This window comes from Thalassospira lucentensis (assembly GCF_011806425.1).
Classification (GTDB): Bacteria; Pseudomonadota; Alphaproteobacteria; order Rhodospirillales; family Thalassospiraceae; genus Thalassospira; species Thalassospira lucentensis_B.
Genome location: NZ_JAATOV010000003.1, coordinates 431,889 through 448,252, shown reverse-complemented (window position 1 = coordinate 448,252; position 16,364 = coordinate 431,889). Strand labels below are relative to the sequence as shown.

Below are 16,364 nucleotides of genomic sequence, written 5' to 3'. Positions count from 1 at the left end.
AACCGAGATCAAACACAAAGGGCAGCCCGAAATGGTGCTGCCCTTTGGCGTATTCGATAAATCTGTAATCCGCCGCTTAGAGCGCTTAGTCGTCGATCATGCACCAGACTGGTGTGTGATCCGATGCCTTTTCCTTGCCGCGTGGATCACGGTCAATGTCAGAGGCGCTCAGACGATCGGCGGCGGCCGGGGTCAAAAGAAGATGGTCGATGCGCAGACCATTATCCTTGTTCCATGCACCAGCACGGTAGTCCCACCAGCTATATTGATGGCCTTTGGGAAAGAAGGTAGGGAACGCGTCGGTGTAGAAAAGAGGAATGAGGGAGAGAAGAAGTTTGCGTTCGGTGGTCGAGCACAAAACCATTTCACGGAGTTTGGCCGGGTCATAGACATCCGAATCGTCTGGCGCGATATTGTAATCGCCGCCCATGACGGCTGCTTCGCCGCTTTGATGGATTTTTTCAAACCGGGTGATCAAGCGATCAAGGAAATTTAGTTTGTAATGGAATTTTTCATCACCAACAGCGGTTCCCATTGGCACATAGATTGACGCGACGCGCACTGGGTTCGGCGAACTGATGGTTGCTTCGATGTAGCGCGCCTGGGCGTCATCATCATTGCCTGGAAGGCCGCGTTCAACATCCTCGATCGGGTATTTCGAGAGAATGGCAACGCCGTTATAGGTTTTTTGGCCGTGGATCGCGATGTTATAGCCGAGATCCTCGATTTCCATCGCCGGGAAGGCGTCATCAACCGTTTTGGTTTCCTGTAACAGGACAACATCGGGTTTGGCTTCTTGCAGCCACTCAATGATATTGGGCAGGCGCGCCTTGATCGAGTTGACGTTCCAGGTGGCGATTTTCATTCAGGCCTCGATTCTAGGGTGTGTCAGATAAGTCGGGTCAAACAAAACGGGGTCCGCAGTAAACGGACCCCGCTTTATAAATCGTTTTTTCGCGATGGATCAAATTGAGAAACTTGATCCACAGCCGCAAGACGATGTCGCATTGGGATTGTTGACGCGAAAGGCAGCCCCCACCAATTCGCGCACGAAATCAATCTCTGCACCGCCCAAAAGATCGAGCGATACTTCGTCGATCACCATTTTCGCACCGTGGTTTTCGAAAATGCAGTCTTCTTCGCCGGTTTTGTCATCCAGCGAGAATTCATACTGAAAACCACTGCAACCGCCACCAGAAACCTGCAAGCGCAGCATTGTGTTCGAAGCACCTTCGCTTGCGATCAGTTCCTGAACACGTTTTGCAGCACTTTCGGTCATTTGGACTTGCCGTGAAGCTTCAGTCATTCAACACTCCTTGGTCTTCAATCCGCCAGAGAACCAGCGGGGACAGTCACGATCCATGGCGCACATCATAGCACGTTCGGATCGTAGTCTTTAAGCCACTATTTAGCGTGCATGGCTGAAATGTCAAAACCTGTAAGCATTCAAAATACCCGTTGCTTGCCTTTTGATGCGAAATGTCTCAAAACAGCCGCAGTCACATGGTCCGATTGACCACAAACAAAAATATGCAAAGACCAAAGTTATGAATGTTTTCAGCCTGTTGAAAAGCGACATCGAGAAACAGCTTGTTGCCCTTGAGAATGAAGGGGTTCTTCCGCAGGGAAGTGATACCTCACGCGTGACGGTGGAGCCGCCGCGCGATGCGTCTCATGGGGATGCCGCAACCAATGCCGCAATGCTTCTGTCAAAGGCCGCCGGGATGAAGCCGCGCGACCTTGCCGAGAAACTGGCTGAGAAACTTCGATTGCTTGACCATATCGACAATGTCGAAATTGCTGGCCCCGGATTTATCAATCTGCGGATGGCCGATCAGTTTTGGCTGTCGCAGGTGACCAAGGTACTTGAAGTTGGTACCGCATACGGCAACAGCGACATGGGCAAGGACGCCAAAATCAACATCGAATATGTGTCGGCAAACCCGACCGGCCCGATGCATGTTGGCCATTGCCGTGGGGCAGTTGTCGGTGACGTTCTTGCCAACTTGCTAAGCAAGGCTGGATACGACGTTACCAAGGAATATTACATCAATGATGCCGGTGCGCAGGTTGATGTTCTGGCCCGTTCGCTTCATATCCGTTACCGCGAAGCGCTTGGCGAAGAGGTTGGTGAAATTCCACAAGGGCTTTATCCGGGCGATTATTTGGTCGCACCGGGCAAAAAACTTGCCGATCGCGATGGTGATAAATGGGTTGGCGCGCCAGAAGAAGAATGGCTTGAAGAGTTTCGCACCTTTGCCATCGTCGAGATGATGTTGCTGATCAAAGAAGACCTGCGCATACTTGGTGTTGCGCATGATATCTTTACGTCAGAAGACGGGTTGGTGAAGGCAGGTAAGGTGCAGTCCGCCTTTGAGCATCTTGAGAAAAAAGGCGATATTTACGTCGGCGTGCTTGAGCCGCCAAAAGGCAAAACTCCCGATGATTGGGAGCCACGCCCACAGACCTTGTTCCGCGCGACCGACTTTGGTGACGATGTTGACCGTGCGCTTAAGAAATCCGATGGTAGCTGGACCTATTTTGCGACGGATATTGCCTATCACTTTGATAAGTACGAGCGCGGCTTTAACCTGATGATCGACGTCTTGGGTGCCGATCACGGTGGTTACGTCAAACGCATGAAGGCTGCCACCAAGGCGATTACCGCCGGAGAAGGCGATCTGGACGTTAAACTTTGTCAGTTGGTCAGTCTGTTCGATAATGGCGAACCGGTTAAAATGTCTAAGCGTGCCGGTACCTTTGTGACGTTGCGCGACGTTGTCGAGCGTGTTGGCAAGGACGTTGTGCGTTTCATCATGCTGACCCGCAAAAATGACGCTGCACTTGAGTTTGATTTCGCCAAGGTGACCGAACAGTCGCGCGACAACCCGGTATTTTATGTTCAGTACGCGCATGCGCGGATCAATTCGGTGTTCCGTCAGGCGGCGGAAGCATTCCCAGAGCAGGATTTGTCCGTCGCAGCCCTTAAAGATGCCGATTTGTCCTTGTTGACGTCAGAAGATGAAAAGCTTCTGGTGCGCCGTATGGCGGAATGGCCGCGTATTATCGAACAGGCGGCAACTGCGCATGAACCCCATCGTATCGCCTTTTTCCTGACAGAAATTGCGGCTGAATTCCATGGATTGTGGAACAAAGGACGCGATAACACCGAGCTTCGCTTTATCATTGCTGATGATCTGCCTGCGACCTTGGCGCGTCTTGCAATGATCCGTTCCGTTGCGACGGTAATTGCATCGGGGCTTGAGGTGCTTGGTGTGACGCCTGTCGAGGAGATGTAAGATATGAATGAAGAACACGGTAATGACCTTCATGCAGAGCGTTCCGGCCATTATGGTGGCGAGCCAGACGCCGGAAAAAGCAAAACGAAGGGCGTTCTGACTGTGTTCTTGGGGGCGGCTGTCGTGATTGGCGGCCTTGGTGCGGCTGGTTACTGGTTTTATAATCAGGGCCAGCCTATTCAGGACGATGGGAAATTACCGATCCTTCTGCCTGATCCATCCCCGATCAAACTTCGACCCGAAGATCCGGGTGGGATGGAAGTCCCGCATCGCAACACCACAGTTTACGATCAGCTAAGCGATGTTGATCCGGATGCGGATGTCGTGTTGCAGGAATTGCCCGACATGCCGCGCGCACCCGATGTTGTGCCAACTTCACCAAAAGAATCTGATGCTGCAACGGCGGATAAGGATGCAGGTGGTGCAGCGGATGATGTTGATGCGGGCGAGGCGGCAACTGCTGCCGACGTGCCCGCCGGGTCATCGGAAATAAAAGCACCCGAAATTTCGGAACCAGAAACCTTAAGCGATGCGCAGAAGGCAATTGCTGCTGCGAACGCACGGGCCAACCAAACACCCGAAGCAACTGCACCGTCAAAGCCCGCACAAAACACGACCGCAAGTGCGACGGAAAGCGCCGCCACTGGGGATTTCCGTATTCAGATGGCGTCCTTGCGTGAAAAAGACCGTGCCGCGGCCGAGTGGAAAAGATTGTCATCGAAAAACAAAGACTTGCTTGGTAATCTTAAGATGTTCGTGCAGCGCACGGAAATTGAAGGCAAGGGCGTTTATTACCGCCTTCAGGCAGGTCCGCTTGCCGATGCGGCGAGTGCTGAAAAGCTGTGTGCTGATTTGAAACAACGCAATGTGGGGTGCCTCATTGTCCGGCCTTGAAGTTAGAAAATCGCGCGCCTGTATTCTGGGCGTTGATGGAACGGAACTGAGCAATTGGGAAAAGGGCTTCTTTCGCGAAGCGGATCCTTATGGCTTTATCCTGTTTGCCCGCAATGTTGAAAATCCTGATCAGGTTCGCGCCCTTACCGATCAGTTGCGCGACATTGTTGGCAAAACCAATGTTCCGATCCTTGTCGACCAAGAAGGCGGGCGCGTCATGCGCCTTAAACCGCCGCATTGGCGAAAAATCCCAGCTGCCGGTGTGTTTGGTGAGCTTTTTGATAGCGCGCCGGAAGATGCCCGCGAAGCGGCCTATATCAATGCCCGTCTCATGGCAGCCGATTTGCGGGATGCCGGGTTTAACACTACGTGCGCGCCGGTTCTTGACCTTCGTTTTCCGGGCATGAGCGACGTTGTCGGTGATCGGTCCTACGGTGCGGATGTATCGCGTGTGGTCATTCTGGCCAGTGCGGTTGCCGCCGGTTTGCTTGATGGCGGGATTGCACCGATTATCAAACATATTCCCGGTCACGGACGTGCGTCGGTTGATAGTCACAAAGACCTTCCGATTGTCAGCGCGTCACGGGCGGAGCTTTCCGAGCTTGATTTTGTGCCATTTCGTCAAATGAAAGACGTTCTGGCCGCCATGTCTGCGCATTTGCTGTTTACCGATATCGATGATCAGCGGCCCGGTACGGTTTCAAAGACGGTTATCGATGACGTCATTCGCGATGACATTGGGTTTAACAACCTGTTGATCAGCGATGACTTGTCGATGGAGGCCCTTGGCGGTTCTATCGCAAGCCGCACGCATGCCTGCCTGACGGCAGGGTGTGACGTTGCCCTTCATTGCAATGGCAAGCGGACCGAGATGGAAGAAGTGGTGTCAATGACGCCGCTGCTGTCTGGGCCCGCCCTTGAACGGGCGCAGACCTTTACCAATCAGATTTCCGGTTTCAAAACCGATAAACCATCACCAACCCAGTTGACCGATTGGCAGATGCGTCTGGCCGACCTTTTGGCACCGGTTTGGCGGGCAGAGGAAACCGGCGCGTGAACCATATGATCGACGTGATTATTTCGGCCACCACATGGGTGGTGCCGGTCTTGCTTGCCGTGACCCTGCATGAAGCAGCGCACGGGTTTGCCGCCAAAATGTTTGGCGATGATACCGCGCAGCGCCTTGGTCGGTTAAGCTTAAACCCCATTCGTCACATCGACCCGATCGGCACGATTTTGATCCCGGCCTTGCTGCTGATTACCGGCGCACCGTTTTTGTTTGGCTATGCCAAGCCGGTGCCAGTGGCCTTTCAGCGCCTTAATCCGCAACGTCTTGGCGTTGTGTGCGTTGCCGTGGCGGGGCCGCTTACCAATGTTGGGTTGGCGATCTTATCGATTTTGTTGATGGTCTGGTTGCCGAGCTTCTCACCAGCCGTCAATGACTGGCTTGCCACCATGCTTAACCAGTCGATTTGGCTGAACTGTATTTTGGCGGTGTTTAACATGCTGCCGATCCCGCCGCTGGATGGGGGCAGGGTCTTAACAGCGATTTCGCCGCTTCCGATTGCGCGGGTCTTGGCGCGTATGGAAAAAACCGGCATGATCATTTTGATCGGTGTGGTGTTTTTGCTGCCCTATGTGACCGAAAAGCTTGGCATCTACCTTCCGATCTTTCAGTGGTTGGTGATTACACCGGCCAGAGAACTGGTTCATTTTTTGACGGCAATCATTATCTGATAGCCAGATTGATGTGCGGGTGGCCGGCAAGGGGATTTGATGGCAGACCAGTTTGAGTTGGAAATTCCAGATGAGGTGTTCGACAAAAAGCCGGTCGATGATGACGCGCCGAGCCTTGCCGAACGTTTGATCCTGGATTTGGACGGGTTTGAAGGCCCGCTTGATGTTCTGCTTGAACTGGCACGCGACCAAAAGGTCGATATCATCAAGATTTCGATCCTTGATCTTGCCGAACAATATCTGGAATTCATCAATACCGCGCAGGGGCTTCGGCTTGAACTGGCGGCGGATTATTTGGTGATGGCTGCATGGTTGGCCTACCTGAAATCTCGGCTTTTGCTGCCCAAACAAGATAGCGAAGAGGATGAGCTGAGTGCCGAAGAACTGGCCGAGCTTCTTGCCTTCCAGCTAAAACGGCTTGAGGCGATGAAGGCGGCGGGTGAAAAGCTTCTGGCACAGCCAAATCTTGGGCGTGATTTCTTTGCACGCGGCGCACCTGAAGAAGTTCGGGTCACAACTGCGTCGGTCTATGATGCATCCCTGTATGATTTGTTGAAATCCTATGCGCAGATCATGTTGACGTCAGAAGCCAAGACGCTGGAAATCGAAGCATTCGATTTATACGCCATGGATGACGCGATCCGGCGACTGCGCGATCTGTTTGGTCGTCGGGTTGTCCCGACATGGACCAAGTTACTTGAATTTATGCCCCACGGGCTCGGTTCGCCCCTTAAGGCGCGTTCGGCCTTGGCGGCCCATTTCGTCGCCAGCCTTGAAATGTGCCGCGATGGGGAATTGGAAATTTCGCAGGAAGAAACATTTGGTCCGATCATGTTGCGGTCACCGCAAAAACCGCGCGAAGGCGATTTGCCACGCAATGATCGACCTTATGATGATTTGACCGGTTGATAACGGGCAGGGATACGTGAATGGCAAATGATAAAGACACTGACGCGCAGCTTGAAATCGAAGGCGTGCAAGCCGGCCCGCAGGTTGATTTTCAGCATGTGCGAATTGTTGAGGCCGTTTTGTTTGCCTCGGCCGAGCCGGTTAGCGAACGCGTCATTGCCGCCCGTTTGCCCGAAAATACTGATATCGCGGCAGTTTTAAATGCATTGCAGGAAACCTATGCATCGCGCGGGGTGAATTTGAACCGGGTTGGCGATAAATGGGCGTTTCGTACGGCATTTGATCTTGCCGGTGATCTGCATATCGAGGTTGAAAAAGCCAAGAAAATGACGCGGGCGACGTTGGAAACCCTTGCGATTATTGCTTATCACGAGCCAGTTACACGTTCCGAAGTCGAAGAAATCCGCGGTGTGGCGCTGTCAAAAGGCACACTTGATATTCTGCTAGAAGCCAAGTGGATCCGTCCGCGTGGGCGTAAACGCGTTCCGGGGCGTCCGGTTCTTTGGGCGACGACGGATGAATTCCTGGATCACTTTGGCCTTGAACATCGTGATGATTTGCCCGGTCTTGCCGACCTTAAGGCCGCTGGGTTGCTTGATAGTCGCCCGGGAATGGGCCGATATGGTGCCAATTCCGATGACGAAGCGCTGCCTGACCTTGTTGATGACGGGGACGTCACCGATAATGTCGTCGAAGAAGCATTAACGTCGCGCAATCTAGAAGAGCTTGACGAGACGATTTATTCCGACAATCCTAATCTTTTGGATGATAGCGAAAACGCGCAGTCCTGAGCGCGCACGCGGCCGTTCACGTTGATCTGTGTGCAAAGTCAATCTGCGCCTTGCAAGAATGGGCGCGGGGACTTAAGTTCTGTGAAAGATTTCGCTAATCATTTGCACCTGTGTCTTGGTCAGGTCGCGTTCACATAAAGAGTTTGTTGATGCCCGACGGTTTGAGGATGTCGAATGTCAGTCACGAATTCGGTTCCAACCGGGTTCTGCACGACGTTAGTTTCGATGTCGCCCCAGGAGAAATTGTTTGTTTGCTGGGGCCATCTGGCTGCGGCAAAACGACGGCTCTTCGTTTGGCGGCCGGCTTGGAAAAGCTGCAATCCGGGCATATTTCGATTAACGGTCAGGTGGTTGCCCACGCAGGTGATTATGTGGAGCCGGAAAAACGTGGCGTTGGCATGGTCTTTCAGGATTATGCCCTGTTCCCGCACCTAACCGTTGCGAAAAATATCGGCTTTGGCCTTAAGCATTTTAGCGAGGCGGAACGCCAAGAGGCGGTTACAAATGCGTTGGCACAGGTCGGGATGTCTGGCTATTCGGATGCCTATCCGCATGAACTTTCAGGTGGGCAGCAACAGCGCATTGCCTTGGCGCGTGCTCTGGCTCCGCGTCCGCAGATCATGTTGCTTGATGAGCCATTTTCTGGGTTGGATGTCGCACGGCGGGCGGATTTGCGTGATACCACGCTTCATGTTCTTAAAAATGCTGGCATTGCCACGATCATGGTGACCCACGATCCGCAAGAAGCCATGTATATGGGCGACCGGATCATTGTGATGAATGCCGGCGAGGTGATGCAGGACGGCACACCGGAATCACTTTATTTCCGTCCGGAAAATCGTTTCGTGGCGTCCTTCTTTGGCGAGGTGAACCAGTTTTCGTCAACCGTGCATAACGGCGTAATTGATACCCCGGTTGGCCAGATCAAAGCCGAAGATTACAGCGATGGCACCGAGGTGGATGTTTTGGTGCGTCCTGAAGGCCTTCACATCGCCGATGCGGTTAATGGCCACGACATTATGGCCAATGTGGATGCCGTTCGGGCACTGGGGGAAGTCAACCTGATGCATTTGACATTGCAGAAGGGCGGGCACATTCATGCGCGTGTGCCGCGGCGGTTTTCGACATTAAATCAGAATTCCGTTGCTATTACGCTTGATCCTGAGATGACCTTCGTGTTTCCTATGTCTTGATATGGCCAACTGTTCCTTCACATCCAACCGGAACAGACCGCCTAATCACTGTTATATTAAAGTTGGATTGTGATGCCGGGTTTTAACGTATCCGTCGCATTGCACAGTGGGGGGCTTTCTGCCATTATCCGTGCATAACGCCGGAAGGCAGATTGGATCTTTGGAGAAAGAAGTTATGGGTATTGGCGTTTGGCAAATTGTTCTTATTCTTGCGATCGTTCTGATCATCTTTGGCGCAGGTAAACTGCCAAAAGTGATGGGCGACATGGGTAAGGGCATCAAGAGCTTTAAAGCGGGCATTAACGAAAAAGACGAAGAAAACGATGCTGGCGCTTCGGCCAAAACCATCGAAAATACGACCTCTGCATCGGTTTCATCCGAAAGCAAAGACAAGGATTCTGTGAAATCCTGATCGTCTGTCGGGTTTCCTTCAGATAGGCGTGTCATATGTTTGATATCGGCTGGACCGAAATGGCTCTTGTGGCCTTGGTGGCATTATTTGTCGTCGGCCCCAAGGAGCTTCCGCATCTTCTTTACAAGTTAGCGGGTTACTGGAAAAAAGTGCGCGGAATGGCGCGCGAATTCCAAAGTGGTATTGATGACATCATCCGCGAAGCGGAATTGGATGATCTGCGTAAGCAAGTCAGCAGCGCCCATACCAACCCAACCGACTTTATGGAAAAAACCATCGGCAGTCCTAAGACCGATGAAAAGGCAAAAGACGCAAAAGCGTCTTCTGGTAACGCGGCCAAGACCGATGGTCAGGCCGAAAAACCGGCTGCCTCCGAAAGTAAGTCGTCAGAAAGCAAAGCGACCGCTGCTGATGACAGTAAAAAGAAAGACCAGCCGGAGAGCCAGGCGTGAACATGCAATCGCATGACCAACAGATGCCGATCATGGAGCATCTGATAGAGCTAAGAAATCGCCTTACATGGGCTGTCTTGGCGCTCTTTTTGACCTTTGGTCTCTGCTATTACTTCGTCGAGGATATCTATGGGTTCCTCGTCAAGCCGTTGGCAGACATCATGGGGCCGGATCGCCGCATGATTTATACCGCTTTGACCGAGGTGTTCTTCACCTATGTCAAAGTGTCGTTCTTTGCTGCCTGTTTCATTTCCGCCCCGGTGTTTTTGTCGCAGTTCTGGGCATTCGTCGCGCCGGGATTGTACAAAAATGAACGGTCGGCATTCATGCCGTTTCTGTTTGCAACACCCATCTTGTTTTTGGCGGGTGGGGCGCTGGTGTACTACTTCATCATGCCGCTGGCATGGAAGTTCTTCCTGAGTTTCGAACAAGCGGGTGGGGCGTCTAGCCTTGCAATTCAGCTTGAAGCCAAGGTGGATGAATATCTGTCCTTGGTGATGAAGCTGATTTTTGCATTCGGCTTGTGTTTCCAGTTGCCGGTGTTGCTGACACTGATGGCACGTGCTGGGATTGTGACCGCAGATGGCTTGGCAAAGAAACGCCGCTATGCGGTTGTGATTGCATTCGTTTTTGCCGCAGTTTTGACGCCACCTGATCTGATTTCACAGGTTGGGTTGGGTATTCCGATCATTATTCTGTATGAAATTTCCATCTTTATGGCCCGTATTTCGGAACGCAAACGCGCAAAACGCGAAGCAGCCGAAGAAGCGGAAGCCGAGGCGGAAAATGATGATGATCCGGAAGATGATCCTTCTGGTGGCAGTTCCGTTGCCAAGTCCGATGATAGCGTTGACGAACAAGGTGCCGCGGCAGCAAGTGCATCCTATGATGATGGGCAGACGTCACTGACGCGTTCATCATCGGATGATGATGCACCGCGCTTGTCCGGACCGTCACGCGCCGATGACGGAGAAGACGATTTCAATGACGCACGTTAATTGAAATTATCACCTCCAACCGTCTGATTTGATGGGGTGGACCTTGTGTGCACCCCATCGTATAAAGCCACACATATTTGACTGACAGGGTGCTGTTCGATGCACGACATAAAATGGATTCGGGACAACCCCGAGGCTTTTGACGCGGCGATGACCGCACGAAAGCAGGAAATTACGGCACAACGTCTGATCGACATTGACGTTGAACGTCGCAAACTGATGACCGAACATCAGGAAATGCTGGCACGCCGCAAAACGATTTCCGGTGAAATTGGCAAGCTTCGCAAAAATGGCGAGAATGCTGATGAACTGATGGCCGAAATGGGCGCGCTCAAGGACAAGATCAAGTCCGCCGAAGATGGTCAGGCTGACCTGAACGAACATCTTGATCTGCTTTTGTCGTCGTTCCCCAATATTCTTGATCCGCAAGTGCCGGTTGGTGAAGACGAAGACGACAATGTCGAGGTCAATCGTTGGGGCGAACCCACCACCTTTGATTTCCAACCGATCGAACATTTCGAGATCGGAGAAAAACTGGGTATGATGGACTTTGAAACCGCAGCCAAACTTTCAGGTGCGCGGTTTGTTGTATTGCGAGCTGGTTTGGCCAAGCTTGAACGTGCTTTGGCGCAGTTCATGATTGATCTGCACACCACCGAGCATGGCTACGAAGAAACCATTACTCCGATGCTGGTGCGTGATAGCGCCATGTTCGGAACCGGCCAGTTGCCGAAATTTGCCGAAGATTCGTTTAAAACCACGAATGATTACTGGTTGATCCCGACATCTGAGGTCACGCTGACCAATCAGGTGGCTGGCGATATTATCGATCAGGCAAAACTTCCGCTGCGCTACACCGCATTGACGCAGTGTTTCCGCTCAGAAGCCGGTTCGGCAGGGCGTGACACGCGCGGCATGATCCGTCAGCACCAGTTTTCGAAAGTCGAAATGGTGTCGGTTGTCGAGGCGGAAAAGTCCGACGAAGAACTTACGCGTAAAACCCGCTGTGCTGAGACGGTCCTTGAACGTCTTGGATTGCCATATCGCACGGTTATTTTGTGCACTGGTGATATCGGATTCTCGGCCTGCAAGACATATGACATTGAAGTATGGCTTCCGGGGCAGGGCAAATACCGCGAGATTTCATCGTGCTCGAACACGCGTGACTTCCAAGCACGTCGCATGAATGCACGGTATCGTGCAGCTGGCGACAAAAAGACCCAGTTTGTGCATACCCTGAATGGGTCTGGTCTTGCGGTTGGACGTTGCCTTATTGCGGTGATGGAAAACTATCAGCAGGCAGATGGCTCTATCCGGGTTCCGGATGCGCTTAAACCGTATATGGGCGGGGTCGAGGTTATCTCACCGCGCGACTAAGGCATCTTGGCATGATTGATCTATCCAACGCACGCATCCTGATTAGTAATGATGACGGCATCGATGCGCCGGGGATCAAGCTGCTTGAGCAGTTGGCACGGCAATTTTCCGACGATGTTTGGGTGATTGCACCGTCCATGGAACAAAGCGGCGCAGGGCATTCTTTAACCCTGCGTCGTCCGCTTCGCATTCATAAACGCGATGACCGCCATTATGCGGTTGATGGGACGCCAACGGACTGCATTCTTTTGGGCTTGCAGCAGATCATGCGTGATACGCCACCTGATATTGTTTTGTCGGGGATTAACCGGGGTGGAAACCTTGGTGAAGACGTGACCTATTCCGGAACGATCGCCGCGGCGATGGAAGCCACACTTCTAAACGTGCCTGCGATTGCATTTTCGCAGTATTTTTCCGGTGAAATGATCAATTGGACCACGGCGGAAAAACATCTTAATGACGTGACCAAGTCCTTGGTTGAGGCAACTTGGCCAAAGGGTGTTTTGATCAATGTGAACTTTCCGGAACAAGAAGCACAGGGTGGGGCGCGTGTCCGCGTCTCAACGCAAGGTCAGCGTCAAATTGGCGATCACATCGCCGAACGCCATGATCCGCGCGGTGAGCCGTATTATTGGATTGGAGCAATTCTGTCTGATTTGCCCGAAGACCCAAATGCAGACTTGCGGGTAATCGAACAAGGCGATATTTCGGTAACGCCGATCAGTCTTGATTTTACCCATTACGAAACGCACGAAAAACTGACGAAAGCATTTACGTGAACGAGCCGGTCATTACGCGTGAAACAAAAATAGCCAACCTGCTTGACGTTCTTCGTGATGATGGCATTCATGACGAGACCGTGTTGCGCGCGCTGGCCGATATTCCCCGCGAAATATTCGTCGCTGAACCGTTTATGTCCCGTGCGTGGGAAAACGTCGCCTTGCCGATCAGCAAGGGACAAACAATTTCACAGCCCTATATCGTTGCGTTAATGACGCAGGCGCTTGAGCTGAATGACCGCATGAAGGTCTTAGAGGTCGGTACTGGGTCTGGCTATCAGGCGGCCATTTTGGCAAAGCTTGCCCGCCGTGTTTATACGCTAGAACGGCATAAACCGCTGCTGCGTGAGGCCGAAGATAAATTCCGTCAGCTTGGCCTGCATACCATTTCAACCCTGCACGGGGATGGTGGGCTTGGCTGGAAAGCACAGGCACCGTTTGATCGGATCATTGTGACCGCCGCCGCCCAAGACGTTCCGCCGGTTCTTGTCGATCAGCTTGCCGTTGGGGGGATTATGGTCGTGCCAGTGGGCGAGGTGTCGCATACGCAGCTGTTGTTGCGCGTGCTGAGAACGCCAAGTGGCGTCGAAGTCACCGAATTGATGCCGGTGCGGTTTGTGCCAATGCTGCCGGGCACCGAAGAATTCTAGGCCAGGCATTCTTCGCGTTGTGCCAGGTCTGATCAGAAATCATCGAAAATTCGACTTAAAAGCAGCGGTCCTTACGGATTGTTAACCGCTAATCATGGACACTGATTTCCATGATGGAAAATTGTGTCACACAGGCTTTTCAACGTGGAAGAAACCTGCTGCTTGTCTGCATGACAACGGCGGCGCTAAGCGGCTGTTTGCTAAATTCTACCCCGGTACCGGTGGTGTATGGCGATGGCGCAAGTTATAGCCCGTACAGCATGCCGAAACTCAAGAATGGCGAACGCGTTATCACGGTTGAACCTGGCGACACTGTTTCGCAGTTGACCGCACGCTATAGTGCCGATTTTCAGCGGTTCACAAGCCGAAACGACCTGCGCGCGCCTTATATCATTTATCCTGGTCAACGGTTGGTCTTGCCGCCTTGGCAGGCCGATTATGACAGTGCACCACCATCCACTGCGGTGGCATCGTCTAAACCTACGTCCAAATCAACGACCCGTACTGCATCAAGCACCAGAACCAAAAGTGTGACGATTGGTGGCAAACGCCAGACGGTCAGTGTGCCGACCAAGCAACGTTCCGCGCCGAGCACGCCAGCGCGTCCAACGACGGTCGCAACCCGCGTTGAACCAACCGATGGCGGCAACATTCCAACACCCGGGATCAAGCCACAAGAATACGCAGCGGCGGCTGAAAAACAGATTGCCAGCACGCAAAGCTGGAAGACCGATCGCAAACATACACCCGCCGCCGGGCAGGGCAGCCACGTTCGTAAAGAAGTCGTTCTGGCCGAACCGACCGGACGCAAGGGCTTTGTTTGGCCCGTTCAGGGCAAAGTTGTCCTGAAATATGGTGCGGGTGCTGGTGGATTGTTTAATGACGGGATCAACATTCAGGCTGACCGCGGCACGCCGATCACGGCGGCGGAAAATGGTGTTGTAACCTATGTCGGCAATGAATTGCGCGGCTTTGGCAACCTTATCCTGATCAAGCATGCCGATAATTATGTGACGGCATACGCCCATACCGAAAACCCACTGGTTGCACGCGGTGATGTGGTCAAGCGCGGCCAGCGTATTTCAAGTGTCGGATCAACCGGGGCGGTGACGTTCCCGCAATTGCATTTCGAAATTCGGCGCGGACGTAAATCTTCGGACCCGATGAAGCTTTTGCCACGTGTGATGGTATCGCGATAAAAAAACACCCGGGGCTAAGCCGGGTGTTTTTTACGTGGTTTAACAATTACATCAAACAAGTCATTGAAATCAGTCGATTGATTTCCCGCGTTCACCCGCAATTTCCTGAATAAACTGCCATGCGACACGGCCAGAACGGCTGCCGCGTGTGACCGTCCATTCTTTGGCGCGGGCATGAAGTTCTTCGGTCGGGATATCAAGATCAAATTCCTTGGCATATCCTTCGATGATTTCGAAATAGATATCCTGCGAAATATTGTGGAAGCCAAGCCACAGGCCAAAACGGTCCGATAGTGATACTTTTTCTTCGACTGCCTCGGATGGGTTGATCGCGGTCGAGCGTTCATTTTCGATCATGTCGCGTGCCATCAAATGGCGACGGTTTGATGTCGCATAGAAAATGACGTTCTTTGGACGTCCTTCGACACCGCCTTCAAGCACGGCCTTTAGCGACTTATAGCTTTCATCATGCATATCAAAGGACAGGTCGTCACAGAACAGGACGGTTTTGCGACCGCTTTCTTGCAGGATATGCAAAAGATCGGGCAGGCTCGGGATGTCTTCGCGATGAATTTCCACTAAGGCCAGCGCACCAGGGCTTTCGGCATTTATCTTGGCGTGCATTGCTTTGACGATGGAGCTTTTACCCGTGCCGCGTGCGCCCCACAAAAGGGCATTATTCGCAGGCAAACCATCGGTGAACCTCTTGGTGTTATTATATAGAATCTCTTTTTGTTGGCCGATGCCCTGCAGCAAATCGATATCAATGCGGTTCACATTGCGAACCGGCTGCAGATAGCTATTTTCGGCCTGCCACACGAAGGCATCCGCCGCGCTTAGATCGTTTGGGGTGCGCGCAGGTGGGGCCATGCGTTCAAGTGCGGACGCGATACGTTCTAAGGTTGGTAATAATTTATCTAAATCTGTGGTCATGGATGCCTCTTGGATGTTTCTTATTGTTGGTGACGTTGGTTTATAGGGCGAACGCTAGCATATCGGGAATGGAAAATAACAGGATGTTCGGGGCAATAACGTCAGAAATCTGGTGAACAAGACCACATAAATGGCAATTTCAGTCGGAAAAAACCGGTTCTTCCTTGCTTTGGCGTTCGACACCGTTATATTCCGGCAGTTGATATATTTTGTCCTGAGGGATTAGGAGTTACTAATGTTCATTTCGACGGCTTACGCACAGGCCGCTGGCGGTTCCGACGGTGCAGGCGCACTGATGCAGTTTGCCCCGCTGATCCTGATTTTTGTTGTTTTCTATTTCCTGCTTATTCGTCCGCAGCAGAAAAAGCAGAAAGAACATAAAGCAATGCTCGGCGCGATCCGCCGTGGCGACAAAATCGTAACGGCCGGTGGTTTGATCGGCTCCGTTGCAAAAGTTATTGGTGATGACGAGCTGTCGGTTGAGATTGCCGACGGCGTTAAAGTCAAAGTCGCGCGCGGCATGGTTTCGACAGTTCTGTCGAAAACCGAACCGGCGAAAAGCGACGCCAAAGAAGATAAAGACGAAAAAGACGCTGAAGAGACCAAAAAAGACTAATCTCTTCGAGCAACACAAGGCGGAGCATTTAGCTCCGCCTTCTTGCATTTTACCGGTGGCCTGAGCGGTACAAAATACCCGTTGTTCCAAGGACCTTGGAACCAGACCAAGGTTGATCCAGACAA

The 16,364-nt window shown here is 52.4% G+C and carries 18 protein-coding genes; 15 read left to right on the top strand and 3 right to left on the bottom strand.

Going from position 1 to position 16,364, the window contains the following annotated elements; translation table 11 throughout:
• Window positions 1-85 precede the first annotated feature (85 nt).
• Together xth and erpA are read right to left on the bottom strand one after the other, a co-directional pair.
• Window positions 86-865: an exodeoxyribonuclease III gene (gene xth, locus HCZ99_RS12090; RefSeq protein WP_167447223.1), complete on the bottom strand. Its 780-nt coding sequence runs from the start codon at window positions 863-865 to the stop codon at window positions 86-88.
• A 99-nt stretch (window positions 866-964) separates the two neighbouring features.
• Window positions 965-1,306: an iron-sulfur cluster insertion protein ErpA gene (gene erpA, locus HCZ99_RS12085; RefSeq protein ID WP_167447222.1), complete on the bottom strand. Its 342-nt coding sequence runs from the start codon at window positions 1,304-1,306 to the stop codon at window positions 965-967.
• 241 nt (window positions 1,307-1,547) lie between these two features.
• Between erpA and argS the strand changes: the two genes are divergently transcribed.
• From argS to HCZ99_RS12015, 14 genes are all read left to right on the top strand, one after another.
• Complete coding sequence (gene argS, locus HCZ99_RS12080; RefSeq protein WP_167447221.1) at window positions 1,548-3,299, top strand: arginine--tRNA ligase; 1,752 nt, start codon at window positions 1,548-1,550, stop codon at window positions 3,297-3,299.
• Between the two features lie 3 nt (window positions 3,300-3,302).
• Window positions 3,303-4,193, top strand: coding sequence for an SPOR domain-containing protein (locus HCZ99_RS12075; RefSeq protein ID WP_167447220.1), 891 nt, complete (start codon window positions 3,303-3,305; stop codon window positions 4,191-4,193).
• A complete protein-coding gene (nagZ, locus tag HCZ99_RS12070) occupies window positions 4,180-5,250 on the top strand; it encodes a beta-N-acetylhexosaminidase (protein ID WP_254869585.1) in 1,071 nt (356 codons plus the stop codon). The genes HCZ99_RS12075 and nagZ overlap by 14 nt, the downstream gene beginning before the upstream one ends.
• Window positions 5,251-5,255: 5 nt before the next feature.
• A complete protein-coding gene (locus HCZ99_RS12065) occupies window positions 5,256-5,930 on the top strand; it encodes a site-2 protease family protein (RefSeq protein ID WP_175581502.1) in 675 nt (224 codons plus the stop codon).
• A gap of 39 nt (window positions 5,931-5,969) precedes the next feature.
• On the top strand, window positions 5,970-6,839 hold the full coding sequence (locus HCZ99_RS12060; protein ID WP_167447217.1) for a segregation and condensation protein A: 870 nt from the start codon (window positions 5,970-5,972) through the stop codon (window positions 6,837-6,839).
• Between the two features lie 20 nt (window positions 6,840-6,859).
• A complete protein-coding gene (gene scpB / locus HCZ99_RS12055) occupies window positions 6,860-7,630 on the top strand; it encodes an SMC-Scp complex subunit ScpB (protein WP_167447216.1) in 771 nt (256 codons plus the stop codon).
• A 149-nt stretch (window positions 7,631-7,779) separates the two neighbouring features.
• Window positions 7,780-8,823: an ABC transporter ATP-binding protein gene (locus tag HCZ99_RS12050; RefSeq protein WP_167447215.1), complete on the top strand. Its 1,044-nt coding sequence runs from the start codon at window positions 7,780-7,782 to the stop codon at window positions 8,821-8,823.
• 175 nt (window positions 8,824-8,998) lie between these two features.
• Complete coding sequence (tatA, locus tag HCZ99_RS12045; RefSeq protein ID WP_167447214.1) at window positions 8,999-9,235, top strand: twin-arginine translocase TatA/TatE family subunit; 237 nt, start codon at window positions 8,999-9,001, stop codon at window positions 9,233-9,235.
• Between the two features lie 35 nt (window positions 9,236-9,270).
• On the top strand, window positions 9,271-9,687 hold the full coding sequence (gene tatB / locus HCZ99_RS12040; RefSeq protein WP_167447213.1) for a Sec-independent protein translocase protein TatB: 417 nt from the start codon (window positions 9,271-9,273) through the stop codon (window positions 9,685-9,687).
• Window positions 9,688-9,689: 2 nt separating this feature from the next.
• Entirely contained in the window at window positions 9,690-10,685 is a 996-nt protein-coding gene (tatC, locus tag HCZ99_RS12035; RefSeq protein ID WP_175581501.1) for a twin-arginine translocase subunit TatC, read from the top strand.
• Window positions 10,686-10,784: 99 nt separating this feature from the next.
• Window positions 10,785-12,062, top strand: a complete 1,278-nt coding sequence (serS, locus tag HCZ99_RS12030; RefSeq protein WP_167447211.1) for a serine--tRNA ligase — start codon at window positions 10,785-10,787, stop codon at window positions 12,060-12,062.
• An 11-nt stretch (window positions 12,063-12,073) separates the two neighbouring features.
• Window positions 12,074-12,841 (top strand): 5'/3'-nucleotidase SurE, encoded by a 768-nt coding sequence (surE, locus tag HCZ99_RS12025; protein WP_167447210.1) that lies wholly within the window; start codon window positions 12,074-12,076, stop codon window positions 12,839-12,841.
• Between the two features lie 11 nt (window positions 12,842-12,852).
• Window positions 12,853-13,491 (top strand): protein-L-isoaspartate(D-aspartate) O-methyltransferase, encoded by a 639-nt coding sequence (locus HCZ99_RS12020; protein WP_439654658.1) that lies wholly within the window; start codon window positions 12,853-12,855, stop codon window positions 13,489-13,491.
• Window positions 13,492-13,601: 110 nt separating this feature from the next.
• Window positions 13,602-14,690 carry a peptidoglycan DD-metalloendopeptidase family protein gene (locus HCZ99_RS12015; RefSeq protein WP_254869584.1) on the top strand — a complete coding sequence of 363 codons (1,089 nt, stop codon included), beginning with the start codon at window positions 13,602-13,604 and terminating at the stop codon, window positions 14,688-14,690.
• A 69-nt stretch (window positions 14,691-14,759) separates the two neighbouring features.
• Here the strand turns inward: HCZ99_RS12015 and HCZ99_RS12010 are convergent, their stop codons facing one another.
• Window positions 14,760-15,623 (bottom strand): ATP-binding protein, encoded by an 864-nt coding sequence (locus tag HCZ99_RS12010; RefSeq protein ID WP_167447208.1) that lies wholly within the window; start codon window positions 15,621-15,623, stop codon window positions 14,760-14,762.
• A gap of 235 nt (window positions 15,624-15,858) precedes the next feature.
• On the opposite strand from HCZ99_RS12010, the gene yajC reads away from it, so the two are divergent.
• Window positions 15,859-16,239 carry a preprotein translocase subunit YajC gene (yajC, locus tag HCZ99_RS12005; protein ID WP_167447207.1) on the top strand — a complete coding sequence of 127 codons (381 nt, stop codon included), beginning with the start codon at window positions 15,859-15,861 and terminating at the stop codon, window positions 16,237-16,239.
• The last annotated feature ends 125 nt before the right edge of the window (window positions 16,240-16,364 follow it).